Source organism: Saccharopolyspora endophytica (assembly GCF_018070075.1).
In the GTDB taxonomy this organism is placed as follows: Bacteria; Actinomycetota; Actinomycetes; order Mycobacteriales; family Pseudonocardiaceae; genus Saccharopolyspora; species Saccharopolyspora endophytica.
Genome location: NZ_JAGPXE010000004.1, coordinates 210252 through 233814, shown reverse-complemented (window position 1 = coordinate 233814; position 23563 = coordinate 210252). Strand labels below are relative to the sequence as shown.

The 23563-nt window shown below is 69.4% G+C and carries 22 protein-coding genes and 4 tRNA genes; 21 read left to right on the top strand and 5 right to left on the bottom strand.

Annotated features, from left to right (window positions below; genetic code table 11):
• Positions 1 to 29 precede the first annotated feature (29 nt).
• From KBO27_RS11690 to KBO27_RS11650, 9 genes are all read left to right on the top strand, one after another.
• Entirely contained in the window at positions 30 to 299 is a 270-nt protein-coding gene (locus KBO27_RS11690) for a hypothetical protein (protein WP_210970010.1), read from the top strand.
• Positions 296 to 1597: a hypothetical protein gene (locus KBO27_RS11685; protein WP_210970009.1), complete on the top strand. Its 1302-nt coding sequence runs from the start codon at positions 296 to 298 to the stop codon at positions 1595 to 1597. Before KBO27_RS11690 ends, KBO27_RS11685 begins: the two co-directional genes overlap by 4 nt.
• Positions 1598 to 1658: 61 nt before the next feature.
• A complete protein-coding gene (locus KBO27_RS11680; protein ID WP_210970008.1) occupies positions 1659 to 3908 on the top strand; it encodes an FtsK/SpoIIIE domain-containing protein in 2250 nt (749 codons plus the stop codon).
• A gap of 218 nt (positions 3909 to 4126) precedes the next feature.
• Complete coding sequence (locus KBO27_RS11675) at positions 4127 to 4288, top strand: hypothetical protein (protein WP_210970007.1); 162 nt, start codon at positions 4127 to 4129, stop codon at positions 4286 to 4288.
• 70 nt (positions 4289 to 4358) lie between these two features.
• Entirely contained in the window at positions 4359 to 5147 is a 789-nt protein-coding gene (locus KBO27_RS11670) for a hypothetical protein (protein WP_210970006.1), read from the top strand.
• Positions 5148 to 5195: 48 nt separating this feature from the next.
• Positions 5196 to 6182: a bifunctional DNA primase/polymerase gene (locus tag KBO27_RS11665; RefSeq protein ID WP_210970005.1), complete on the top strand. Its 987-nt coding sequence runs from the start codon at positions 5196 to 5198 to the stop codon at positions 6180 to 6182.
• Positions 6179 to 7777 (top strand): hypothetical protein, encoded by a 1599-nt coding sequence (locus KBO27_RS11660; protein ID WP_210970004.1) that lies wholly within the window; start codon positions 6179 to 6181, stop codon positions 7775 to 7777. The genes KBO27_RS11665 and KBO27_RS11660 overlap by 4 nt, the downstream gene beginning before the upstream one ends.
• Positions 7778 to 8124: 347 nt before the next feature.
• Positions 8125 to 8478: a helix-turn-helix domain-containing protein gene (locus tag KBO27_RS33625; RefSeq protein WP_246536893.1), complete on the top strand. Its 354-nt coding sequence runs from the start codon at positions 8125 to 8127 to the stop codon at positions 8476 to 8478.
• Positions 8475 to 9962 carry a site-specific integrase gene (locus tag KBO27_RS11650; protein ID WP_210970003.1) on the top strand — a complete coding sequence of 496 codons (1488 nt, stop codon included), beginning with the start codon at positions 8475 to 8477 and terminating at the stop codon, positions 9960 to 9962. Before KBO27_RS33625 ends, KBO27_RS11650 begins: the two co-directional genes overlap by 4 nt.
• A 100-nt stretch (positions 9963 to 10062) precedes the next feature.
• Here the strand turns inward: KBO27_RS11650 and KBO27_RS11645 are convergent.
• Both KBO27_RS11645 and KBO27_RS11640 read right to left on the bottom strand, forming a co-directional pair.
• Positions 10063 to 10134 (bottom strand) — tRNA-Val (locus tag KBO27_RS11645).
• Positions 10135 to 10191: 57 nt separating this feature from the next.
• Positions 10192 to 10743, bottom strand: coding sequence for a TIGR02611 family protein (locus KBO27_RS11640; RefSeq protein ID WP_307870361.1), 552 nt, complete (start codon positions 10741 to 10743; stop codon positions 10192 to 10194).
• Positions 10744 to 11534: 791 nt separating this feature from the next.
• On the opposite strand from KBO27_RS11640, the gene KBO27_RS11635 reads away from it, so the two are divergent.
• From KBO27_RS11635 to KBO27_RS11590, 10 genes are all read left to right on the top strand, one after another.
• Positions 11535 to 11960 carry an SsgA family sporulation/cell division regulator gene (locus KBO27_RS11635; RefSeq protein ID WP_093412952.1) on the top strand — a complete coding sequence of 142 codons (426 nt, stop codon included), beginning with the start codon at positions 11535 to 11537 and terminating at the stop codon, positions 11958 to 11960.
• Between the two features lie 136 nt (positions 11961 to 12096).
• Positions 12097 to 12169, top strand: a tRNA-Gly gene (locus KBO27_RS11630).
• 46 nt (positions 12170 to 12215) lie between these two features.
• A tRNA-Cys gene (locus tag KBO27_RS11625) sits at positions 12216 to 12287 on the top strand.
• A gap of 1 nt (position 12288) precedes the next feature.
• Positions 12289 to 12363: transfer RNA gene (locus tag KBO27_RS11620), tRNA-Val, on the top strand.
• A gap of 385 nt (positions 12364 to 12748) precedes the next feature.
• Positions 12749 to 12952: a cold-shock protein gene (locus KBO27_RS11615; RefSeq protein WP_183787266.1), complete on the top strand. Its 204-nt coding sequence runs from the start codon at positions 12749 to 12751 to the stop codon at positions 12950 to 12952.
• A 328-nt stretch (positions 12953 to 13280) separates the two neighbouring features.
• Positions 13281 to 13634 carry an STAS domain-containing protein gene (locus KBO27_RS11610; protein WP_210970002.1) on the top strand — a complete coding sequence of 118 codons (354 nt, stop codon included), beginning with the start codon at positions 13281 to 13283 and terminating at the stop codon, positions 13632 to 13634.
• Positions 13634 to 13810 carry a hypothetical protein gene (locus KBO27_RS11605; RefSeq protein ID WP_210970001.1) on the top strand — a complete coding sequence of 59 codons (177 nt, stop codon included), beginning with the start codon at positions 13634 to 13636 and terminating at the stop codon, positions 13808 to 13810. Before KBO27_RS11610 ends, KBO27_RS11605 begins: the two co-directional genes overlap by 1 nt.
• A gap of 197 nt (positions 13811 to 14007) precedes the next feature.
• Entirely contained in the window at positions 14008 to 15825 is a 1818-nt protein-coding gene (locus KBO27_RS11600) for an ATP-binding protein (RefSeq protein ID WP_210970000.1), read from the top strand.
• Positions 15822 to 16889 (top strand): hypothetical protein, encoded by a 1068-nt coding sequence (locus KBO27_RS11595; RefSeq protein WP_210969999.1) that lies wholly within the window; start codon positions 15822 to 15824, stop codon positions 16887 to 16889. Before KBO27_RS11600 ends, KBO27_RS11595 begins: the two co-directional genes overlap by 4 nt.
• Before the next feature lie 153 nt (positions 16890 to 17042).
• Entirely contained in the window at positions 17043 to 17633 is a 591-nt protein-coding gene (locus KBO27_RS11590; RefSeq protein ID WP_246536891.1) for a class I SAM-dependent methyltransferase, read from the top strand.
• A gap of 12 nt (positions 17634 to 17645) precedes the next feature.
• Here the strand turns inward: KBO27_RS11590 and KBO27_RS11585 are convergent, their stop codons facing one another.
• The 3 genes from KBO27_RS11585 to KBO27_RS11575 all read right to left on the bottom strand — a co-directional run bounded on the left by KBO27_RS11585 (position 17646) and on the right by KBO27_RS11575 (position 21760).
• The gene (locus KBO27_RS11585) at positions 17646 to 20069 is read right to left on the bottom strand and encodes an MFS transporter (protein ID WP_210969998.1); all 2424 of its coding nucleotides are present in this window, start codon (positions 20067 to 20069) and stop codon (positions 17646 to 17648) included.
• Positions 20066 to 21028 (bottom strand): 2,3-diaminopropionate biosynthesis protein SbnA, encoded by a 963-nt coding sequence (gene sbnA, locus KBO27_RS11580; protein ID WP_307870396.1) that lies wholly within the window; start codon positions 21026 to 21028, stop codon positions 20066 to 20068. The genes KBO27_RS11585 and sbnA overlap by 4 nt, the downstream gene beginning before the upstream one ends.
• A 258-nt stretch (positions 21029 to 21286) precedes the next feature.
• Entirely contained in the window at positions 21287 to 21760 is a 474-nt protein-coding gene (locus KBO27_RS11575) for a hypothetical protein (protein WP_210969996.1), read from the bottom strand.
• Between the two features lie 196 nt (positions 21761 to 21956).
• On the opposite strand from KBO27_RS11575, the gene KBO27_RS33620 reads away from it, so the two are divergent.
• A complete protein-coding gene (locus KBO27_RS33620) occupies positions 21957 to 22646 on the top strand; it encodes a TVP38/TMEM64 family protein (protein WP_210969995.1) in 690 nt (229 codons plus the stop codon).
• A gap of 58 nt (positions 22647 to 22704) precedes the next feature.
• Complete coding sequence (locus tag KBO27_RS11565) at positions 22705 to 23538, top strand: aldo/keto reductase (protein ID WP_210969994.1); 834 nt, start codon at positions 22705 to 22707, stop codon at positions 23536 to 23538.
• The last annotated feature ends 25 nt before the right edge of the window (positions 23539 to 23563 follow it).

Below are 23563 nucleotides of genomic sequence, written 5' to 3'. Positions count from 1 at the left end.
CCGATCCGAGAACCGGATGGAGAACTCCGATGCTAGAGAGCTTCCTCAACCACGGTGCGCGCGGCGTCCTGATGCTGGTCGGTCTGGCCGGTCTGCTGCTGCTCGCGTCCGTGATGGTGACCAGGCGGGCCGTTCTGCCTGCCGTGCTGTTCAGCCTGCAAACCCTGGGCCGCGCACTCCTTCGCGTGCTCGCGGCGGCCGAGCCCCGGCTGATCTCCGGCCTGTACCTGCTGATCCACGTCCTGCAGCACCTGCGTGACGTGGCGGCACGACGTGCGCGAAAGGCGGTGGCGGCATGAGCACGCGACCCAGCGGCGGCGACGTGATCGACGCCTACCTGACCAGCAACGACACGAGCGAGGGCAGCGGAATGCAGGGGTATCACTGGACCACCGAGAACCAGCTGGAGACCGACCCGGCCGGCATCGACCCGGTGGCCGAGGTCAGCCCCGGTGACTACGACACCGCCGCCGACAGCGACATCTGGGCCACCGGCACCGGCCGGCGCGGCACGCGGTCGGCGATCCCGGACCCCGACCGCCTGGCGGCGATCCGGCGGGTGGCCGACCGGGTGGTGTCGATGCAGGACGACGACGTGCTCATCGAGGCCATGACCGAGGACGAGCTCGCCGAAGCCCGCGCCCTGGGCCGCCGGCGGCGGGAAGCCCGCCGCGGCCACGAGCACGACATGCTCACTGCCGACCTCGCCGAAGAGCAGGAAGCTGCAAAGCACGAACAGGCCATGCGCCAGCGCCACCGCCAGGCCCAGGAACGCATCGCCGAAGCGCGGGAGCGCCAGCACCGCGCGACCGACCCGTCCTACCGGCTGGTGCTGCTCAACCGGCTGCGGACCTGGCTGCCGCTGGCCGCGCTGCTGCCCGGCCTGGCCTCGGTCGTGCTGGGCACGGTCAACGCCGGCAGCCGCCTGAACGTGATCTCGCCGGACACCCGGTTGGTGAACTGGCTGATCGAGCCGATGTTCAGCGTCGGCGTGCTGGTGATCCTGATGGCCCAGTGGTTCGGCGCGGTGCCCTCCGCGCTGCACTCGCTCAAGCAGGCCGGCCAGGTCCACGGCCTCGGCGCGAAACTTCGGGCCGCCGCGGGCAACGGGTTCTTCCTGATGGAGCTGCTGCTGTTCGTGGCCACCCTCGTGCTCCAGATCGGCATCCACTACATCGGCCCCGACCCGGCCGGCGACATCGGCCCGCTGGTGTGGCTGTTCGTCCCGCTTGGGCTGCTGATCTCCATGGCCCTGGTTCCGGCGGTCTCCACTCGCCTCACGGCAGCGTTCGCCGGAGAGGTCGCCGCCGCCGAGAACCGCCTCACCACCCGGGACGAGACACCCGGGGAAACCGGGTTCTCCACCGTGCCTGAGCTGCATCGGGAGAAGGACGGCGAGACCTCTCCGGTGAAGCCGGAGAACCCTTCCCGCTACGGCTCCAAGACCCGGGCACGGGAGCAGTTCTGGCAGATGGTCAACACCGGCGCACTGGACCCCGCCACCGAGAAGGTCAACGCGATCGCCAAGCGCCTGAACACCCGCTGGGAGAACGCCCGCGAGTTCGTCGACGACTGGCGCAAGCACACCACCGCCTGACCCCCTGCACACACCCCAGAGCTTCCTTCCTGACCCGGCTACGGCCGAAAGGTGATTGACGATGCAACCACATGAGGAGATCGAGACCCCCATGGGCGAGGTCCTGAACTTCCCGCACCGCCACCAGGCCGACACCGAACCGGCCACGGTGCACGCCACCGCCGAACGCCTCGCCGACGACGTGAACAGCGCCGATGAGGTCGTGGACGCCGAGGTTGTCGCTCCGTCGACCGAGGTTGTCCCGCGCAAGCCCGTGGTGCCCCCGGCCCTGGCCGGTAAGGCTCGCGAGGCGGCTCCGGTGGTGAAAACCGCTGGCCTGACCGCCCTTCGCCACTCGTACTTCCTGGTGGCCGGGGCGTGGGACACCTTCTCGACCACCTACGGGCGCTGGACCGGTCGCGACATCGACGCCCAGATCGCCGCGGCGCAGGCCGCTGGTGAACACGCTGTGGCCGCTGACCTGCTGCGTCAGCGCGCTGACAGCAAGAAGCTGTTCCTGGAGCGCCTGAAGGTCTGGGGCCAGTTCCTCAAGCACCTGCCCATCGGCCTGGCCGGGCTCGTGGGCGCGGTGTTCGGGATCGTGCTGGTGGCCTCCCTGATCGCCGCCTGCTCACCGGGCGGGATGGGCTTCACCGACGTCTGGTCGGGGTTCTTCTCGGCTCTGAACAGCGGTTTCGAGTTCGTTGCCTGGGCTGCGGAGTGGTCGCCGTGGGCCGGACTCGCCGTGCTGCTCGGGGTGCTGGGCTCGGGTTACAACAAGCGCCGCCACCGCCAGGCCGTGCCGGCGTTCCTGGCCGCCCCGGGCAGCGGCGTCGGCGAGGTCGAGGTCACCCCGAGCGTCGTGGTGTCGGCGCTGCGCAGGGCGGGGATTCCGGCGCTGCGGCGGGCGATCGAGCACATGGACGAGCACCAGCGTGCCGCAATGCTCTCCCCGATCCGGCTCGCGGGGTGCGGTGTCGAGGTCGACGTGACCCTGCCTTCCAGCGGGGACACCACGGTGACCACCGAGCAGATCCGCGCCAAGCGCCGCGCGCTGGCCGAAGGCCTCGGGCGTCACGAGCACGAGGTGTTCATCACCAAGGCCGAAGCCGCCCGCACGGTGCGGTTCTGGATCGCCGACTCCGGCGCCCTCGACGAGCCGATCGGTGAATCTCCGCTGGTCAACGACGGTTTCGACAAGGCCGACATCTTCTCGGGCAAGGCCCCGTGGGGTGTGACCCTGCGCGGGGACGCGTTCCTGCTCAAGCTCTGGCAGTGCCACCTGCTGATCACCGGCCTGTCCAACCAGGGCAAGACCGCCTCCCTGCGGTCGCTGCTGCTGTGGCTACTGCTGGATGCCTCGGTCGAGGTGCACCTGGCCGACCTCAAGGGCGTCGGCGACTACAACATGCTCAAGCCCCTGGTCAGCACCTACATCGCCGGACCCACCGACGAACACGTCGCCGAGGCCACCGAGATGCTGGAGTGGGCCGTCTACGAGATGAACCGCCGCATCACCGAGATCGAGGCCAACGCCGATGCCTACCCCAACGGCATCACCGCGGCGCTCTCGCGCGACGTGACCAGCGGTTTCCCCCCGATCGTCCTGGTCGTCGATGAGGCCCAGGTGGCCTACGAGTGCCCCGCCCGGGACGAGGACGGCATCCCCTACGGCGGGTCGAAGGCCAACAGCCGGTTCTTCAATGCCGTGCGCAAGATCCAGAACCAGGGCCGGGCAGTGAACGTGACGTTCTGGCAGGGCACCCAGGACCCCACCAACGAAAACCTCCCCATCCGCGCCCGCAACGGTGCCCACATCCGCGCTTCGCTGGTCGTGGCCACCGAGTCCCAGTCCCGCATGGCCCTCGGCGACGCCGCCGTTGACGCAGGTGGGGCCGCCCCGCACGAGCTGCGACAGGGCAAGGACAAGGGCGTGCTGGTGGTCAAGGACGCCGACAACACCATCGAAACCGTCCGCACCAACTTCATCGACGGCAGCAGCGCCGAGCAGATCGCCGAACGCGCCCGCATCCTGCGCGCCGGCACCCGCTTCCGCCGCACCGAACAGGCCCCCGAGCAGCGCGACCTGCTCGAGGACGTCGCGTCCGTGCTAGAGGACGCCGACAAGGTCAAGGCCACCGACGTCGTCGCCCGCCTGCGCAAGCTCGCCCCCAACCACCGGGCCTACCAGGCCCTCGACGGCGGCAAGCTCAAGGCCCAGCTCGCCGCGCTCGGCGTCGACGTCAAGAAGATCGACGGCATCCCCACCGTGACCACGCACCGTGTTCACGCCGCCCTCGCCGCCCGCGAGGGAGAGAACGAGCCCAGCTAGCCGAAACACCTCCCCACAGGCGGCGCCAGCCAGTCGGCAAGACCGGACTCACTGACTCCCTTCCAGCTCAAACCGCCAGCTCAACCCCAGGGAACGGCCCAAGAGAACGCCGCAGGGAATTCTCCCTTGCTCCACCCGAATTCCCTCCCGCCTCCCTCGCCGTTCCCTTCCCCCAACACGCCCCAAAACAGCTACGCACTGTCACGAATGGAGACGTTGTGGACGCCGCCGAGTTCGCCCGCCGGATGAACCAGACCACCACCCCCACCCAGGTCGAGGACCTCGTGAACGAGCTCCACGACCAGCACGACCGCTGGACCGCGACCCAGATCGTCACCGAGGCGCTGCCGATGGTCACACCCATCGACGAGCGCGACTGAAACCCACCGACACCAGCACCGAAAAGACCGCCGCATGAGGCCATCGGCCATGTTGAAGGGAGTACCCACGATGCACACCTACACCGAACCCTGCACCTGTCCCGAGGTTCCGGACCGGATTCCGCTGCAGCTGGGCAAGAACCAGATCGTCGGGATCGTGGAGCCGACCCCGGTTCCTGGCCTGGTGGTCGCGCCGCGCGTGGGCCGCGACATCGTGACCGGGCAGTGGCGGTTCACCGGCCAGTGGGGGCTGTTCCACGTCGCGTCCGGATGCGAGGTCTTCAGCGGCCCCACCGGCGGCGCTCCGGGGCACGTCCGCGATGCCGCGGTGTTCCTCGGTAAGTACGGCATCGACTGGACGCTGCCGACCGCTGAGCTCTGCGACCAGTACGGCTTTTGGGAAACCGTTCGGGCTGTGGCTACTGAGCTGGCCATGGCGGTCCACGAAGGCCGGCCGCTGTGCCCGAAGGAGAGCAGCTGGCGATGCTGCAAACCGGCATGGCAGGTCGTCCTGCGTGACATCCACGGCGACGAGGTCGAGGTCTACACCGATCTCACCTACGCCGAGGCCGAGGACGTCGCGGTCGAGCTGGGCATGGCACACGGCCTGCACGACCCGTCGCAACCCCGGGGTGTGGTCGTCGAGGTCACCGTCGAGCGCGGCGCGGACAGCGAGTGGGAACTGATCTGTGCTCACCCCGCATGCCCGGAGGTCCTGGCCTACGACGATCCCATCGGCCCGGTCCGGCTCGCCGACCGAGCCGTGCTGGAGGAGATGGCGACCGCCGATGAGTGGCGGCAGATCGACGCGCGGCGGTGGCTGTGCCCGTACTGCCACCCCCTCTACCAGCAGGGCTGACGCTGCACACCCCTTTCCGATCAATGTCCTTTGTGGAGGTGAGCTCTCGTGACCACACACCAGGCCCCCAGCGCTGTTGCCGGGCAGTTGCGTGATCAGGCGCTGCTGCTGGCACGGCGGGGCTGGAAGGTGTTCCCGCTGAGGCCGCGCACGAAGCGCAGCCCCGCGTTGCACGGCCGGAAAGACTGCCCCGCCACCGGCATCTGCGCCGGTGGACACCAGGGCTGGGAGCAGCGCGCGACCTCGGATGCCTCGCGGGTGTGGGCGTGCTGGTCGACCGCGGCGTTCAACGTCGCGGTCGCCACCGGCCCCTCGGGGCTGCTGGTCGTGGACTGCGACCAGCCCAAGCCCGGCTGGGTCTGGCCAGAAGGCTGGAACAGCAGGGGGGTCGCTTGCGGCCTCGATGTCCTGACCGTGCTCGCCGACCAGGCCGGGGCGACGGTGCCGGCGACCTACACGGTGGCGACTCCAAGCGGGGGACGGCACTTCTACTTCCGCGCCCCGGCCGGGATGCGGCTGCGCAACACCAACGGCCACCAGGGTGGGCTCGGGCCGCTGATCGACACCCGCGCCGGGGGCGGCTACGTCGTCGCCCCGGGCTCGATCACCCCCGACGGGATCTACGAGCTCATCAACGACTCCGAACCGGTTGAGTTGCCCGCCTGGTTGGTCCAGGCACTTGCTCCCAAGCCACCAGCGGCGGTCTCAGCGCCTCGTGAGATCCCCGCTGTGCGTGCCTCCCGCTACGTGGCCGCCGCTGTCCGCAACGAGTGCGACCGGCTCGCAGCGACCGGTACAGGCGCGCAGAACCAGGCCCTGTTCACCGCCGCTCTCGCGCTGGGGCGGCTGGTGGCCGGGGGAGCGGTCGAGGAGACCGTGGTGCGGGAGGCGTTGCACCACGCCATGTCCCGGCTGCCGCTGACCCGACCGAACGAGCCGTGGACCCCGGCGCAGATCGACGCCACGATCACCTCCGGGTTCCGGTGCGCGGCACGCAACCCCCGCACGATCGGTGTCCGGGGTGATGCGGCATGACCGAAGCCCACGCCACCCCCTCCCGGCCGTCGATGTGGCCGGTCGGCGACGACGGACGCCCGAAGGTACGCATCAGCACCAACCCCGACGCCATCCGCGTGCTCACCACCGCGGTGGGCTCCCGACTGCTGCCCGACACCTACGTCCAGGACGGCGCCCCGGTGCTGGTCGAGGCCGTCTCCGGATCCGGTGACCCGACCGCGGGCGATGACGACGTCGCCCTGCCGCTGTCGGCCGTGCAGCTCAAACCCCCGCTGCTGGCCAGCCTCATGGCCGAACACCTCAACGTCGTCGCCCCGGACGTGGACAAGCACGGCAACCACGTCGAGGTCGAGAAGTCCCCGGCGCTGTCGGTGCTGGGATCGGTGCTCTCGCGCCGCTCCTGGCCGGACCTGCCGGTGCTGCGCCGGATCATCTCCACCCCGGTCCTGCGCCCCGACGGGACGCTGCTGCAGCAGCCCGGCTACGACCCGGCCACCGGGTACCTGCTCGCCGGCCGCAGCCACCTGGAACCGGTGCCCGATCAGCCCAGCCAGCAGCAGGTCGAGGAAGCCAAGACGTTTCTGCTGGAGACGTTCTTGCGGGACTTCCCGTGGGTGTCTAACGCCGATCGCGCCAACTACCTCGGCATGCTCGTCACGCCGATCATCCGCCCGTTCACCCGCGCGCTCTCGCCGTTTGGGGTCATCGACGCGACCATGCCCGGCAGCGGCAAGACCATCCTGTCCGGCTGCGTGGGGATGCTGGTCGGGCAGCGAGTTCTGACGTGGACCGACTCCGAGGAAGAACTGCGCAAGGCCATCACCACCGTGCTCGCCGACCAGGTCGGCGTCGTGGTCTTCGACAACCTCGAAGAGGGCGCGGTCATCAACTCCGCCGTTCTGGCGCGGCTGGTGACCGAGCGGACCTGGACCGACCGCAAGCTGGGCACCAACGCCGCCTCCACGTTCCCCAACGACCGGTTGTGGCTGGCCACCGGCAACAACCTGCGCGTCGGCGGCGACATGGCCTCCCGGAGCGTGTGGGTTCGCCTCGATCCCGACTGCCCGCGCCCCGAGGCCCGTGGCGGGTTCACGATCCCGAACCTCGACACCTGGATCCTCGACCCGGTCAACCAGGCGGTCGTGCTGCGACACCTGCTGGTGCTGATCCTCGACTGGACCGCGGCCGGCGCACCCACCTCCAGCTCGGTTCCGCAGATGCGACAGTTCACCCGCTGGGCCCAGTACCTCGGCGGATTCCTCGAACACCACGGCATCGGCGGCTTCCTCGGCAACGCCGAAACCTCGCGCGACCTCGACGACGACGCCGCCGAGTGGCGAGGCTTCCTGCTGCGCTGGCACCAACTCCACGGCAGCAAGGAAGTCTCCGCCAACGACCTGCGCGCCACCGCCGAAGTCGACTCCGGCCTCGACCCGTGGCAGGGCAACTTCCCCACGACCGGCGCCGGAAAGCTCCTGTCCGCGAAGTCGCTCGGACGCAAGCTCACCGGCCAGATCGGACGGTGGCGCGGCGACATCGTTCTACGCAGCGTCACCAACAGCCACACCGGCAGCCGCGTCTACTGGGTCGAGCGCCAGACCCAAACCTCATGACCCCCCAAACCAAACCCGCAAACCCGCAAACCCAGCAACCACCCAAGTTCACCAGGAAAAAGAAGCCGGGGCAGGGACGGGGACCAAACCCGCCACGTCCACCGCCAAACCCGCAAACCCGCAAGAACCAGCACTCCAAACCCGCAAACCCGCACCAAACCCGCAACCAAAACCCCAGCTCAAACCCCGTTTTGCGGGTTTGCGGGTTTGCGGGTCGGAAAACCGCTCCAGCCCAGCCCAGCCCACGACCCCCCCACTGTTCCAGCCTCTGTAGGCCGGACCGAAAGGACACATTGCGTAGTCACTTTGGCGCGGGAAACCCGTACCCGTCGAACCGAGGAGCGTCGATGTCTCGTCTCGAAAGCACGGCCGGCACACCCGCCGGCGATCCGAACCAGCAGATGGCCGCGCTGTTGACCACGGCCCTTTCCCTCGCTGCGGCGGCCCTCGAAACCGGGAACCTTTCCTCCATCCAGAACTCGCGCCCAGCCACCGAATCGGCCGCGAGCGGGCCAGTACTGATCTCGATTCCCGAAGCGGCACGCGAGCTGGGGTTGAGTCGTGCTTCCGCGTACCGCTACGCAGCTGAGGGAAAGCTGCCGGTCAAACGGTTCGGTCGGCGTGTGTACATCGTGCGCGCCCAGCTCGCCGACTTCGTCAAGCCCGATCCCACCGATTCGACAGAGGCTGATGCTGCATGACAGAACGAAAGAAGAAGTCCGGCCGCCGGGTTCCCGGCAGCGTCTTCCCGCGTGGCAGGAAATGGGCCTACAAGTTCTACGGCCCGCCAGACATCCTGACGGGTGAACGGCCCGAGATCCGCCAGAGCGGCTTCGAAACCGAAGATGACGCTTGGGAAGCGATGCTCATCGCACGTGGGGCATTGGCAACGGAAACGTACGTGAAGCCGTCACGGCAAACCGTGTCGACCTTCTTCGAATCGTGGTTCTCGTACGTCCGGACCACCACGGAAGCCACGACGGCGGCCAACTACGAGAATTTGGCGCGCTATTACGTGTTGCCGATCATTGGTAATCGGCGAATGCAGGACATCACGCCGTCCGTTGTAGCGGCGCTCTACGAGCACCTGCTTACTAAGGCACGGCTCGATCAGCCCAACACCAACTGGGAGATGTACCAGCTGTGGAAGGGCGCACAGGAACGGAAGGAGAACCTCAGGATCCGCGAGATCGCTGAGAAGACAGGCGTCACCTACGCCGGAGCACGTAAGGCCGTGCGTCGATACGAGGTTGGCCGCGTTCCTGCCGAGCCACAGGTTGGCTATGCCCCGAAGACGGTGCACAGCGTCCACATCATGCTTGGCTCGGCATTCAGCACGGCAAAGGCATGGAGCGTAGTTGGGGCGAACCCGATGGAGAGCGTGAAGGCCCCCTCGCAGGTTCGCCGCCCGCACAAGACGTGGAGTCCGGGACAAATGGCGCGGTTCCTCGAAGCCGCCCGTGCCGATCGGTTTTACGCCCTGTGGGTCCTGGTGGCTTCGACAGGCATGAGGCGTTCGGAGTTGTGCGGACTCACCCGCGACGGGCTCGATCTGAGTGCCTCAGGCGGCGCCACATTGCGTATGAACGTCACGAGCGTGGTCGCCGGCGGCAAAGTCGTCTCGGGCGGAGGTAAGAGCAAGAAGAGTCGACGTCCTGTCGCCCTCGACCGCTACACCACGGCCGTCCTGACTGAACACCTGGAACGCCTCGATTCTGAGCGCGCGGCCTTTGGCAGCGGGTACCAGGACAACGGGCTGGTCTTCTGCTGGGAGAACGGAGGTCGGATCTACCCGGACACCATCACGGAGAAGTTCAACGCGCTCGTGGACAGGGTGAGCCTTCCGCTGATCACATTGCACGGCGTGAGGCACAGCTACGCGACCATCGCGCTGCGCTCTGGCGTGCACCCCAAGGTCGTCAGCAGTCGACTCGGTCACGCAACGGTCGCCTTCACCCTGGACACCTACGCCGAGGACGTTCCCGAGCTCGATCGAGACGCCGCAGAGGACATCGGGAGACTCTTCCTCCCGAAGGCCCCGGGCGAGCAGGCTGTCGTGCCGGGAGCTGGGGGAGAACCGGAAACGCGAAACGAGGAAGCGATCGTGCAGTTCCTACGAGCTCTGCCGGCTCAGTACCGGCAGGTGCTTCTAGAGCGGGAACGGCAGTCGGAGGACGCCGAATAGGCACCACTTTAGGTACTGAGCGATGCCCAAAAGGGCATTACGGGCATCCACAAAAAAGTAGATGACCCTGAACATGCTGGTCAGGGTCATCTACTGAATGTGGGCGATACTGGGATCGAACCAGTGACCTCTTCGGTGTGAACGAAGCGCTCTCCCCCTGAGCTAATCGCCCTTGTTCTGTTGTTCGTTCACCGTTCCCGGCGACGAGAAGAACAATACACGATCGTTTCTAGGGGCCGAACAGGGGGGAGGCCAACCACGTCCAGCGCAGGCCGAGCCAGCCGCCGATCGTGCCGAACATGCCCAGCAGCCACAGCGTCACCACGACGACGAGGCCGGTGGCGGCCATGATCGTGAGCTTGGTGGCGAGGTTCTGGCGGCCGAGCCAGTGGACCCACCGCTGGTAGTGCCGCTTGGCGAACATGTTGACCCGGTGCGCCCAGTGGAACTCGGTGGCGAGGATGCCGAGGCCGGCGAAGACCACCAGCCATCCCGGGCCCGGGTAGGGGATCATCAGGAGCCCTGCGATGAGGACCGCCGTGCCGAACGCGCCGAGCACGACGCGGTAGGTGATGTTCAGGGTCCGGCGGCGGCGGACGTACGCGCGGTAAGCGCGCAGGCGCTCACGCAGCGCGTGCAGGCGCGGGTGCTTGGGGTGCTCGTGGTCGCCCGGTTCCGCACCGGTCTGTCGGGCTTCCGGCTCGGTGTGATCGTTCAGGGCTCTCCACCTAAAGGCTGTTCGTCGGGCTCGCGTGCTCAGGATACGGTCGCAGTGGGCCACCCGTGGTGCAGTGGGTCACAGCGCCGACGAGTCGGTAACCGACCATTGTTCCCGGGCCCGGTGAACAGCGGTTTGCTGTCAAGCGGACAGACGGGTGCTCGCCGCACGATGCTGTGACTGAATTGTGACTGGGATCATTGTCCGGTTCGTCGGAAGCCGGGTCTTTGGGCCCTGTGGCGAGCCTTCGATCCTGGTCACACTGTGAGCCGCCTCTCGACCGCGCGTTCGGTGCCGTGCGTGCGCTGTAACCGACGCGGTGAGAACCATTAGCCCGAACCGGTGACATCTCGTGGTGGACGTCTCATCCAAGGCATTTTCGGGAAAATGCGAAGGCCCTTCGTCGCTTATTCTTGAGTCACGTCAGGCGAACCCGACGAAGCGTGAACCCGGTGGTCAGCCGGTACGCGGAGGCGGGATTCACCGGGCGTGAGCGACCGATCTGCAGACCGGGCTCGGACACAGTCGACCTAGTTACAGAACGTAACGACGTGGGTCACTGGGCGAGGCGGGTCCCTTGGGCCGGCCGCTCTGATCGGGAGAGTTCGCGACGGATCGAGTCTCCGGCGTGGGCGACGGGCCCGTCCGATCGGAAGGGGATCGGCCGGAACCGGCGACCACTCCGACCCCGGGATTTCGACCACGGAGTGCACTCGCTTGGTCGCCCAGCGAATTCGGGCATGGCCCGACCGGGTGATCTATGCGGGAGTCGCGAGTAAATCTGCCCGATGAGGCGTCACAACTGTGTTGCTCGGTCGATAAACGGACCGGGAGGGAGCAGGAAGGGGAGGACAATGCGTAATGATCACGTGACACTCCGTTCTACGGCCGTGTTCGATCTGCTGGCTCCGCAAGCGCCCGCAGTGCCGGTCCAGGTCGAACTCCGCTACGACACCCAGGACCCCTACGCCGTGGTGGCCGCGTTCCGCACCGGCCGCGCCGGATGGGTCGAATGGGTCTTCGCCCGCGATCTGCTGGCCGACGGCCTGATCGCGCACGCCGGCGAGGGCGACGTGACGATCCGCCCGGCGGTCGACGACCCGGAGGTCGTCGCCATCGAGCTGAGCTCGCCGTCCGGCCACGCGGTGTTCGAGGCTTCGGCGCAGGAGCTCGCCGACTTCCTGGACCGCACCTACGACGTGGTGGTCCCGGGCAACGAGAACCTGTGGGTCGACGTCGACGACGCGCTCACCCGCCTGCTGCCCTTCGACATGGGCTGATCAGGTCAGAAGCGCTCTGCCCGGTTGCGACCAGGCGGAGCGGGGACCCCCCTTTGATCCCGATCTTGGGCGTGGTCTAGAGTTCATTGCAACGCGGCGGACAGGCCCGGGACACCGGGCCGAGATGTCGCAGCAGGCGGATGTAGCGCAGCTGGTAGCGCATCACCTTGCCAAGGTGAGGGTCGCGGGTTCGAGTCCCGTCATCCGCTCTGGTTCTCTGGCGTTCCAGCCGGCTTCGGTGTGGATGCGGAGTCCGGCGGAGTGGCCGAGTGGCTTAGGCAAGGGCCTGCAAAGCCCTGTACGCGGGTTCGATTCCCGCCTCCGCCTCGCGCGATTAGCTCAGTGGGAGAGCGCTACCTTGACACGGTAGAGGTCACTGGTTCAATCCCAGTATCGCGCACCATTGCAATTCCCAGGCGAGAGCCCCAATTGATGGAATCCATCGATTGGGGCTCTCGCTGTTGTGGGAGCCGTTCCGGAGAAGGTGATCTTCCCGGATGGTCATCCGTTGATGGCACTGGTCCGGCGGGCGCTGCGAGAAACGATCTCCAGTTGAGCTGAGCCGGAGCAGCAGCGCGCAGAGGGTGACGGCACGCGGGTGCGCGTGTAGGGTGAGTGGTGGTCGTTGTACTTCTGGGTTCGTGTTTTGCGCATGCTCGCAGGATGTTGATGCGGGCGAGCTTCTTTCTTTGGTCGTAGCTGGAGTGAGCCGCCGTCTGAGATCCCCCGGCCCGGGCCTCCGCGCGGTGCGGATGCCCGTCATACCCCAGCTCCCGAAGGAGACTGTCATGACCAACGGAACCGTGAAGTGGTTCAACTCGGAGAAGGGCTTCGGCTTCATCGCCCCGGACGAGGGCGGGCCGGACGTGTTCGTGCACTACTCGGCCATTGACGCGGCCGGGTTCCGCACCCTCGAAGAGAACCAGCAGGTGACCTACGACGTCAGCCAGGGCCCCAAGGGCCCGCAGGCCGACGTCGTCCGCGTGGCCTGAGACTCCGCTGAGCTCTCCTTCCCGGCCCGCACCTCGTGTGCGGGCCGGGAACTGCGGTTCGTCGGCACAACTCCCGCACCCGCTCTCGGGGTGCGGTTGAGGCCTGCCGAACCGACCTGCCCAGCAGCGCGCTGGTCGCCGCGACGACGCTGCCCACCACCGGGCGCGCAACCGGCCGCCGCTGCTGCAACACCGTTCCCCCGGTTTGAGCCGAGTCCGCTTCCGCGGGCCCCGGGTTCCCGGAATCTTGTTCCCCCACCTGCGGTCTGAAGCCGCGACGCTCCGCGTCGCGCCAGGCCGCCGGATCCTCCCACGTGATTGGAGCCCGATGCGGGCCAGCGAAAGCCCGACCCTGCCCACCGTTCTCGCGGTGGACGGTGACCTCGTCGATGTGGAAGTCACCCGGCTGGCCGAGCGGCTCTGGCCGCATCTGCTGACCGCCCCACCGGAGACGCTCGTGGACCTGGCGCAGGCCACCACCCTCGATGCCGCAGGGCTCGACCTCCTCGTCGCCGCGCACACCTACGCGGCTCATCGGCACATCTCGTTGCACCTCATCAACACGGCGCCCCGCGTGCACCGCGTGCTGCGCACGGCGGCGGTGAGCGTTGTCCCGGCCTGCAACCGCCGCACCGAGGTGAACCCGGCGACTCGGCACGGCGCCGCGATGGTGATGGCCTGATGCGGCACTCCCGCCACGTCACGCGGACGTTGTCCGATGATGGCTGGCAGATCACCGATGCCGAAGGCCAGCACACCGCACGAATCGTCGGCACCGAGCACGATGCGCTCGCCCGTGCCCACCACCAGCTCGCCGCCTACGGCGGAGGACGCGTGTTCCTCGCCGACGTCGATTGACCACGCCCACCACGGCCGCACGCGTGATGGCGAAAAGCCCTGCGGCCGTCGAGCCTTCCTGGAAGGTGCCACGTCGCGCCTTCGCTGTTGTTGGGTCTCGGTGACCACGGCGTTGGTCCTCTGCTCGTAGTCGCCCCGCATCCCGCGATTGTTGTGAACCGCACCCAGGCGCGGTGGGGGACATCTACGCTTGCGCTGTGAATCAGGTGGGGCCCGGTGCGGGCGCTAGGACCGAGCTTTTCCAGGTCGATCTGCGCGGTGTGGTGGAAATCCTGTCGCAGCACCTGTATTCCAGTTCGCGCGTGTTCCTGCGGGAGCTGTTGCAGAACGCGCGCGACGCGATCGTGGCGCGTGCCGGGGACGGCGCGGCGGCGGATTCCGCTCCCCGCGGCCTGATCCGGGTGGCCGTCGAGGACGAGGCTATCGTGGTCGAGGACAACGGGATCGGGCTCGACGCGGGCGAGATGCGGGCGCTGCTGGCGACGATCGGTGCGTCGTCCAAGCGCGCCGACCTGGAACGGGTTCAGGAGGACTTCCTCGGCCGGTTCGGCATCGGGCTGCTCTCGTGCTTCCTGATCGCCGATACCGTCGAGGTGGTCTCGCGCAGCGCGCGCACCGAGGACGCCCCGACGGTGCGCTGGGTCGGAGCCAGCGACGGCACCTACGAGATCACCGCGGCGCCGGAACCGTTGAGCCGCCCGGGTTCGCGGGTCGTCGTCCGGCCGCGGCCCGAGGAACGGGCGTGGGCGAACCCGCGGCGTCTGACGCGGGTGGCGCGGGAGTTCGCCCGGTACCTCGACACACCGATCGACGTCGACACCGCGGGTGTCCCGCTACGCGTGAGCACCGCGACCCCGCCGGAAGCCCTCGACGCGGAGACCCGGGCGCGGCTGTGCGCCGAGACCTTCGGCTTCGACCCGCTCACCACGGTGCGGATCGACGTGCCGCTGCTGGGCGTGCGGGGCGTCGCGTTCGTGACCCCGGAGGAAACCTCCTCGGCGCGCCGCGGCGGGGACGTCGTCCACAGCCGCGGGATGCTCGTGGCGAACGACAACACCCAGCTCGCGCCGGACTGGGCGTACTTCGCCCGCCTGATCGTCGACGCCGGGACGCTGCCGCTGACCGCGTCGCGGGAGTCGCTGCAGGAGACCAACCTGACCCGCGAGGCCGCCGCGGCCGTCGGGGAGCAGATCCAGCGGCACGTCGAGGAATTGGCCCGCTCGCACCCGGACACCTTCCGGCTCTTCGTCGGGGCGCACGCCGTGGGGTTGCGGGCGATGGCGCTCACCGACCCGTCGATGTTCGCGTTCATGTACGACCACCTGCGCTTCGGCACGTCCCGGGGTGAGCGGACATTGCGGCAACTGGTCGCGGGCACGGACGCGGAGCCGCCGGCGCGCGTGGTGCACCCGGTGCTGTCGCCCGGGCAGTTCCGGGCGCTCGCCCCGCTCGCCCGGCACCACGACCTGGTCCTGATCGACGCCTCCCACGTCCACGAACCGCAGTTGCTGGCCAGGCTCGATGAGTCCGATGTGGACGTGGTGGTGCGGCACCTCGACCTGGAGACGTTCGTCGATGCCGCCGCGCCCGCCAGCGACCGGCGGTTGGCCGCGTCGATCGAGGGGCTCGTGGCCGGTGTGCTGCCCGGTCACCGGGCGCAGGTCGTCGATCTCGGCGTGGAGTCCGTGGCCGCCCTCGAACTCGGCGCGGACGACGAATGGCACCCGGAGGCGTCGGGGACCAGCGGCTGGGGATCGGTTCTCGGCGGGATCGCGGCGCCCTGGGAGCCCGCGGGCCCGCGCCTCGTGCTCAACGTGGCCTCGCCCGCGGTCCGGGCCCTCGACGGTGCGCTGCCGGACGACGTCGCCGCGCAGGCGGTGCGGGCGCTGCACGTGCTGGGACGCCTGCACGCCGGTCAGACGCTGACCGATGACGATCACCTGCTGCTGGGGGACAGCCTCAGCGCGCTCATCACCGCGGCCACCGGTACCGGCACATCGAAGGGCAGGTCATGAACGCCTTCGACGAGTACATCGCGCGGTTCAGCGAGGACGAGATCGCCGAGCTGGAGAGGGTGAACGACAACTACGTCGCGGCGGTGGCGATGGAGCCGGGGATCGAGCAGGAGAAGATCCTCGACGCGCTGTACACCGATGCGGCGAAGCTCGACTCCGCCCTGCACATGGTGCTGGCGCGGATGTTCCAGCTGTTCTCGGTGTTCCAGCGCGGTGAGCACGCCGAGGGCTTCCGGCTGTTCGTGCCCACCATGGAGCTGCTGAAGCAGCGCAGGCACGAGATTCCCGAGAGCGCGACCGAGTCGATGTCCTCGATGGTGTTCCAACCGCTGTCCGTGCTGCTCGACGATCCGGCGGTGCCGCGAACGACCGTCGAAGGGTTCCTGAACCAGCTCGAGCAGGAGACCCTGCGAACCGGCCACGGCGCGGCCGAACTCGCCGTGGCGCGCGCGTACTGGCACGCGCACACGGGTGAGCGGGACGCCGCCGAGGACTGGACCGACCGGTGGCTCGCCGACGGCTCGCACTGGTGGGCGCCGGAGAAGACGATGACCATCGGGCTGCTCAGCGCCATCATCGGAACGTTCGACGCCGGAGAAGCGTTGCGCGAGCTCGATCTGCGCGTCCCCGGGATGGTGGGTCCACCGCACCGCGTCATGAGCATCAGGGTCGACCGCGCGGGATACCTCGCGGTGTGCGGCAAGCACGACGAGGCGTGGCAGGCGTTGACGGCGGCCATCAACTGGCAGGAGCTCGACGCGGTCGCCGAGCGGTGCGCGTTGTGGGCGATGGTGCGCGCGGCGGACGGCGCGCCCGCGGACCTCGGCGGCTCACCGACCGCGCGGGAGATCGTCGCCGCGGCCGAGGAGAACATCGACACCACCTCCCTGGACGCGGTCGAGGACGTCGCCGCGGTGGCGCGGTTCCACCTGCTGCGCGGGGACCGGACCCGCGGCGAGCGGCGGCGTGCCGAGGCCTACGAGCGGGCCCGCGCCTACGACGTCCGCAACGGGACCGGGCACCACGCTGCGCTCCTCGACCGCCGGTGGTTCGCGGAGGCGTAGCCGGTGAATCGGGCGACTGCGGTTGTTTCTCCGTTCGTGCAGGTCAGGAGGATGACCGCCTCGACGCCGACGACCGGTTCGCGGTCGGTCCGGGGTTCGTCCCCGATGCGTCCGGGGCTCGCCAGTGGTGTGCTTCTCGGTATGGCGGGACTGATGACGTGGGTGTTCGATCGCGGTTTCGGCCATCCGCGCGGGTTGGTCGGCCGACTCGGCGGCGCGCTCATGGTGAAGGGGAACTCCGAGCAGGAGCGACGAGCCGTGGAGCGGGCAGGGCTGAGCCCCGGTGGCGCGGTGGTCGTGGTGGGGCACGGGCCGGGGGTGGGCCTGCGGTTGGCCGCTGCGGCAGTGGCGCCGGGAGGTCACGTGCTGGGTGTGGATCCCTCGGTCGCGATGCGGGAGATGGCCGCGTCGAGGTGCGCGGAGGAGATCGCGCGGGGACTGGTGGAGGTGCGCGAGGGTGCGGCCGAGCGGACCGGGTGCGCCGACGACTTCGCCGATGCGGTGATCTCGGTGAACAACGTGATGCTGTGGGAGCGCTCGCGGGGGTTCTCCGAGGCGTTCCGCGTGCTGCGACCCGGCGGACGGCTGGTGATCAGCGTCCACCGGCACGTCCTCGGCGTGGAGCCCGAGGTGCTGCGCGACGAAGCCCTGCGGGCGGGGTTCGAGCAGGTCGGACTCCGCGTGCGTCGGCGGAGGTTCAACAGCCCCGCCGTGGAACTCCTCGCGGTCCGGCCCTCGGGGTGAGCGGGGACCGACTCACTCGTCGAGGGACCGGAACACCAGGCCTGGGTGGGGTTTGGGCCCGAACGAGGTTGATCCGCGGGGGAGGCGGACGCCCGAGGCGGCAGCGGTTTCGAGGTCGTGCTGGGTCGGCGGGTTGGTCAGGACCGCCACTCCTCCGGTGCGTCGGGCCTCGCGGATCGCGGAGGCGGCGCTCGGTTCGCACGCCACGTGCCGGGGCTCGTCCGGGACCCGCCACAGGTGGCGGATCACGGCCGAGTCGAGGACTGCCACGTGCAGCGACCGCAGCGGTGGTCGGGAGTCGCTGAGCGCGGTCTCGAGGAATGCGGGTCGTGGTTCGGTGAGCAGGAAGCCGCCGCGCGGGGTGGCGAGGACGAAGGCAGGCGGACCTCCGGCGTGGCGCTTCAGCACGGTGAGCCAGTGCGTGAGCGGTCCGCGCAGCGGGTGCATCCGGAAGTGCGCCGAGGCTCCGCGCAGCGCCTGCTGCGGGTCGAGGTGGGGCAGGACGCGGTGGAGGGGCGCGAGCCGCAGCGGGGTGGCGGTGACGTCCACCAGCAGGCCGGGGAAGTAGTCCCACGGGCCGGGCCCGCGACCGGCGGCGTAGGCCGAGCGCCGGTGCTGCCGCGCGGCGGCGTAGCGGTGGTGACCGTCGGCGATGAAGGCCGTGCGCTCGTCCAGTTCGGCGATGATCTCGTCCTGCCTCGGGTGGTCGATGATGCGCCAGAGCCGGTGGATCTGGCCGTCGTGGGCCTGGACCTCGGTGATCGGGCACCGCCGCGCGAGGTCTCCGAGGTGCCGGGTGGTGCGGCCGTCACCGGAGAAGCCGAGCAGGGCCGGGCCGAGCCCCATCCGGCCGTGCTCCATGAGTCCGGCGAGCGCGGTGGCGCGCTCGGGCACGATCTCCTCGTGCGTCCGCAACCCGCTGTCCAGGTGCACGGAGGCCAGGACACCGCGGACGGTGCCGTGCGGTCCGGTTTGCTCGTAGGCGTAGAAGGCGGGTTGCCGGTCCTGCGTGATCACGCCGCTGCGCTGCCAGGAGGCCGGGGATTCCCCGCGGTCCCACGGTGTCGCGCACCGGGAGGCGTGGTGGTGCGAGCCGGTGAGCCAGCCGCGGAACGGAACCGCCGCGACGCCTCCGCGTGGTGAGGTGACGGCCGGGGTCGGACGGGTCTCGTCCGGAACCTCGTCGTGGGCGCGCTTCTCGTCCAGGTACGGCTTGATGGCCAGCAGGCACCCGAGTCCGCAGGCACCGGCCATGATGAGCACGGTGCCGGGCGTCGTGAGCATCGCGACCAGCGGGCCAGCCAGCAGCGGTCCGGCGGATTGACCGATGAGCAGGTAGCTGTTGGCGGTGCTGACGAACCCGCTCTTGTGGTCGGCGGGCGCGTGCTTGCTGAAGTGCAGGAACACCGATTGGGCGAGGGCGGCGAAGCAGAAGCCCTGCGCCAGGCGCACCGGGATCATCGCGTAGGGGTCCAGCGGCAGGGACACGACCGCGATGGCCGCCGCGCACCCACCGGCGGCGAGGGCGAAGGTGCGCAGCGGCCGTCCGGTGAGGTCGTTGCGCTTGCCCCACCAGAACGAGCCGAGCAGGGTCGCGCTCCACATCACCGAGTGCAGGACGCCGACCCACAGGCTCGCGCTGCCCTGCTCGGCGACGATGCCTTCGACGTGCTCGGCGTAGACCGGGATCAGGCCGTAAACGCCGAAGTAGACGCCGACGGCGGCCGCGGCCAGCGGCACCGCACCCGGCACCCGCAGGACCGAAGGGCGTTGCCGCTCCGCCGGTTTCGCCTCGGTGCGGTGTTCAGGGGTGCGGTCGGGTTCGCGCAGCGCCCACGCGCAGGCCACCGCGATCGCGGTCGCGATCCCGGCGATGCCCAGCATGAGCTGGGGCAGGCCACCCGAGCCGACCAGCAGGCCACCGGCGATCGGCCCGGCGAGCGCACCGGCTGCGGTGGCGCTGAAGGACTTGCCCAGCGCTGAGCCGCGCTTGTCGTCCGAGCCGGTGGAGCCGGCGAACGCGGCGGCGGCTTCGACGACACCGCCGAGCGTGCCCTGCAGCAGGCGGCCGACCACGAGCAGTGCGGGGGAACCCGCCGAGGCCATGACGACCATGGCCAGGGCCAGCCCCAGCAGCGCGCGCACCACCATCCACTTGCGGCCGATGCGGTCGCCCAGCCGCCCCCACAGCGGGGTGACGACGGTCAGGGCCAGGGCCGGCGCGGCGATGGCCACCCCGGCCCAGGTCTGGGTCTCGGCGACTCCGCTGGTGCCGATCTGCTCCAGGTAGAAGGGCATGATCGGCACCAGCATCATCAGCCCTGCGGTGTTGACGAACTGCCCTGCCCACAGCAGGGCCAGGTTGCGCCCGTGACCGCTGGTGGCATCCGCTTGCTGCGGCGAGGCCGGGTGCCGGGTGCGCACGGTGCGGGTCACGGTGTCACCGCCTCGTGCTCCTGCCACGGGTCGGGCAGGTTGGCGACCCACTCGTCGTCGTAGACCAGATCGAGGTAGCGCTCCCCTCGGTCGGGCAGCACGGTCACGATCCGGGCCGGGCCCTCCAGCCTGGAGACGAGGTGTTCGATGCCGGCGATCACCGCGCCTGACGACCCGCCTGCGAAGACCTTCTCCGTGGCCAGCAGCCGTCGGCACCCGGCGGCGGACTCGGCGTCGGCGACGTGCACGACGTCGTCGATCTCGGCCGGATCGCAGATCTCCGGGACCCGGCTGGCCCCGAAGCCGGGGATCTGCCGAGCCCCGGCGGGGGCGCCGAAGATGACCGAGCCGACGGCGTCGACGGCGATGACCTTGAGGTTCGGGTGGTCCTCGCGCAGGCGTCGCGCGATGCCCTGGATGGACCCGGTGGTGGACACCGCGGCCACCAGGTAGTCGAGGGGACCGTCAACGGCGTCGAGGATCTCGGCACCGGCGGTGTCGTGGTAGGAACGCCAGTTCAGGTCGTTGGCGTACTGGTTGACCTGCGCCGCGTTCGGGATGGAGCGCACCAGTTCCTCGGCCCGGCGCACGCGCGAGTGCAGGTAGCCGCCGGCCTCGTCCGGCTCGGTCACCATCTCGACGTCGGCGCCGAACAGCTCCAACAGGCGCAGGTTCGTCGGAGACGTCTTGGGGTCGACCACGGCGGTGAACGACAACCCGTGCAGTCCGGCTGCCATGGCCAGGGCGATGCCGAGGTTGCCGGAGGTGCTCTCGACCAGCCGCATGCCGGGGCGCAACGTCCCGTCGGCCAAGCCCTGCTCGACGATGAACCGCGCGGGGCGGTCCTTCATGCTCCCGCCGGGATTGAGCATCTCCAGCTTGGCGAGCACTTCCACTTCGGGTTCGGGGAAGCAACGGCTGAGTCGCACCATCGGGGTCGATCCGACACAACCGATCACCGAATCGTGGATCACTGCGAACCTCCAGGTTTCGGGGCGCACTTCGGTGCGCCACCGCGATGAGAAGAGCGGAAAGCGTGAACCGATGCGCGTACGACGACTCGCGTGCCGGAAAGACCCGGCGACAACGGGGAGGCGTCACCGTCGCGCGAGAGGAGGCCCCGTCCGAGAACGCGATTCGCGGGGGAGAACGCGGATCAAGCACGCGTTCATCGGGAATTCACCCGCGATGTGGTGGACGAGGACCCGATCCGGTCATCAGGTTCGCGCGATGCACGCGAAGTGGAGGAATGAGGTTCCGGATGTTCTCCACGGTGGTCGGGAGAACCAGTGCCGAAGTCGCCGAGCCCACGCCGGCTCGGTGCGCAGCGCAGCGATCGCCGCTGCGGCGAAGGCGAGCGCGAGGAGGAGGAATCCCAGCTCAGACGGGGTGTTCAGGGGTCGGGTGAGAGCGACAGCGCTGTAGTCCGGACCGACGTGGCAGTGCGGATCCCCGTGGTTCTGACCGCCTTCGTGGCTGGTCACGGCGTCGTTCGACAGCGCCGGGGTGTCGTGGTGCCCGCCCGGCTCGCCGTGGTGCGCGCTCGACGAGGTCGACAGCGACATCATCGCCGCGTGCCCGGGAAGCGCGTGCGCAGGCAGGAGCACGAGGGGAACCAGGAGGAAGCCCAGCACGAGAAGAGGAAGTGCCAGCCACTTCCTCGTTCCGCGGTGCTGTGCCGTTGAGTTCACGGGCCCCAGACTAGAGAGCTCGGCGAGTGGTTGCGAAGCGGTATGTCCTCTCTCACGCGAAGGGTGCGGAATTCGGCTTCCCCGCTGGGGAACTGGCGCCTCGCGAGGTCGGACCGACGCGCGTCGCGGCTACAGTGGGCGGTCGGCGTCGAGGAGGTCGACGCGATGATTCCTCGGGCGCTGGGTGCGAGCAGTGGTGACTTCTGCGATCAGGAAGGCCTCGACGGCCGTCGGTTCGCCGTACCTGCGACTGGTGCTCCTCCTCGTCGGACTCGCCGTCGCCCTCGCCGTGGGGCTGCTGTTCGGCTCCGAGCTGTGGAACGTCGACCGGTGGCGCGCTGAGCGCGGCCCGTGGGCACCGCTGCTGTTCGTCCTGGTCTTCGGGGCGGCCGCGCTCGTCTTCGCGCCGAGGCCCGCGCTGTCGACCATCGCTGGAACGCTGTTCGCGCTGCCGGTGGCCCTGCCCGTGGTCGTGGCGGGCACGGTGCTGGGTGCGGGACTGGCGTTCGGCATCGCGCGCCTGCTCGGCCGCGAGGCGGTCGCGCCGCGCCTGCGCGCGGGACGCCTGCAGGAGCTGGACTCGGTGTTCGCCCGCCGCGGGTTCACCGCCACCGCGCTCTGCCGCCTGCTGCCCGTGCTGCCCTACGGCGTCGTCAACTACGGGGCCGGCATCACGCGCGTGCGTCCGCTGCCCTTCCTCGCGGGGACGGCCGTGGGAACGTTCCCCGCCAATCTCGTCTACGTCGTGGTGGGGAACAACCTGGTCGCAGGAGAGTCCTGGCGACTCGTGACGTGGCTCGCAGTCGCGCTGGCAGCGCTGGTCGTGGCCGGGTGGCCGGCACGGCGGCTCGTCGGACCGCGGCGCGGTGGGCGGCGCGTTCCCTAGACTGGTCGTCGCGCCCGGCACGGCCTGCTCGTCGACCACGCGAAACGGAGTGCGAACGATGCGACACCTGCGACTGCCGTCCGGCGGTGACCTGCCCGTGCTGGGACAGGGCACCTGGGGGATGGGCGAGCGCGGTTCGGACCGCGCGGCGGAGAGCGCGGCGCTGCGGCACGGACTCGACCTCGGCCTCGGGCTGATCGACACCGCTGAGATGTACGGCAGCGGTGGCGCGGAGGAAGTCGTCGGCGAGGCGATCGACGGTCGGCGGGACGAGGTCTTCCTGGTCAGCAAGGTGTTCCCGCACAACGCCGACCGGCGGGGCGCGGTCGAGGCGTGCGAGCGCAGCCTGCGCCGGTTGGGGACCGATCACCTCGATCTCTACCTGCTGCACTGGCGGGGCGGAACGCCGTTGGACGAGACGCTCGAAGCGTTCGAGGAATTGCGCGACAACGGCAAGATCCGTCATTTCGGGGTCAGCAACCTCGACACCGACGACATGCGGGAGTTGTGGGGCCAGGACGGCGGCAGCGACTGCGCGGTCAACCAGGTGCTCTACAACCTCACGCGGCGCGGGATCGAGTTCGACCTGCTGCCGTGGTGCCGGGAGCGGGAGTTGCCGGTGATGGCGTACTCACCGATCGAGCAGGGCAGGTTGCTCGGGGACCCGGTGTTGGGGCGGGTCGCGGAGCGCCACGGGGTCACGCCCGCGCAGATCGCCATCGCCTGGGTCCTGGCCGGTGACGGTCTCTGCGCGATCCCGAAGGCCGCGACCCGCGGCCACGTCGAGGAGAACCACGCGGCGCTGGAGATCCGGTTGTCGGAGGACGATCTCGCCGAGCTCGACGCGCAGTTCCCGGCGCCGGATCGGGCGACACCGCTGGACATCCTCTGATCGGTCGCGGTCGATCGAGGACCGG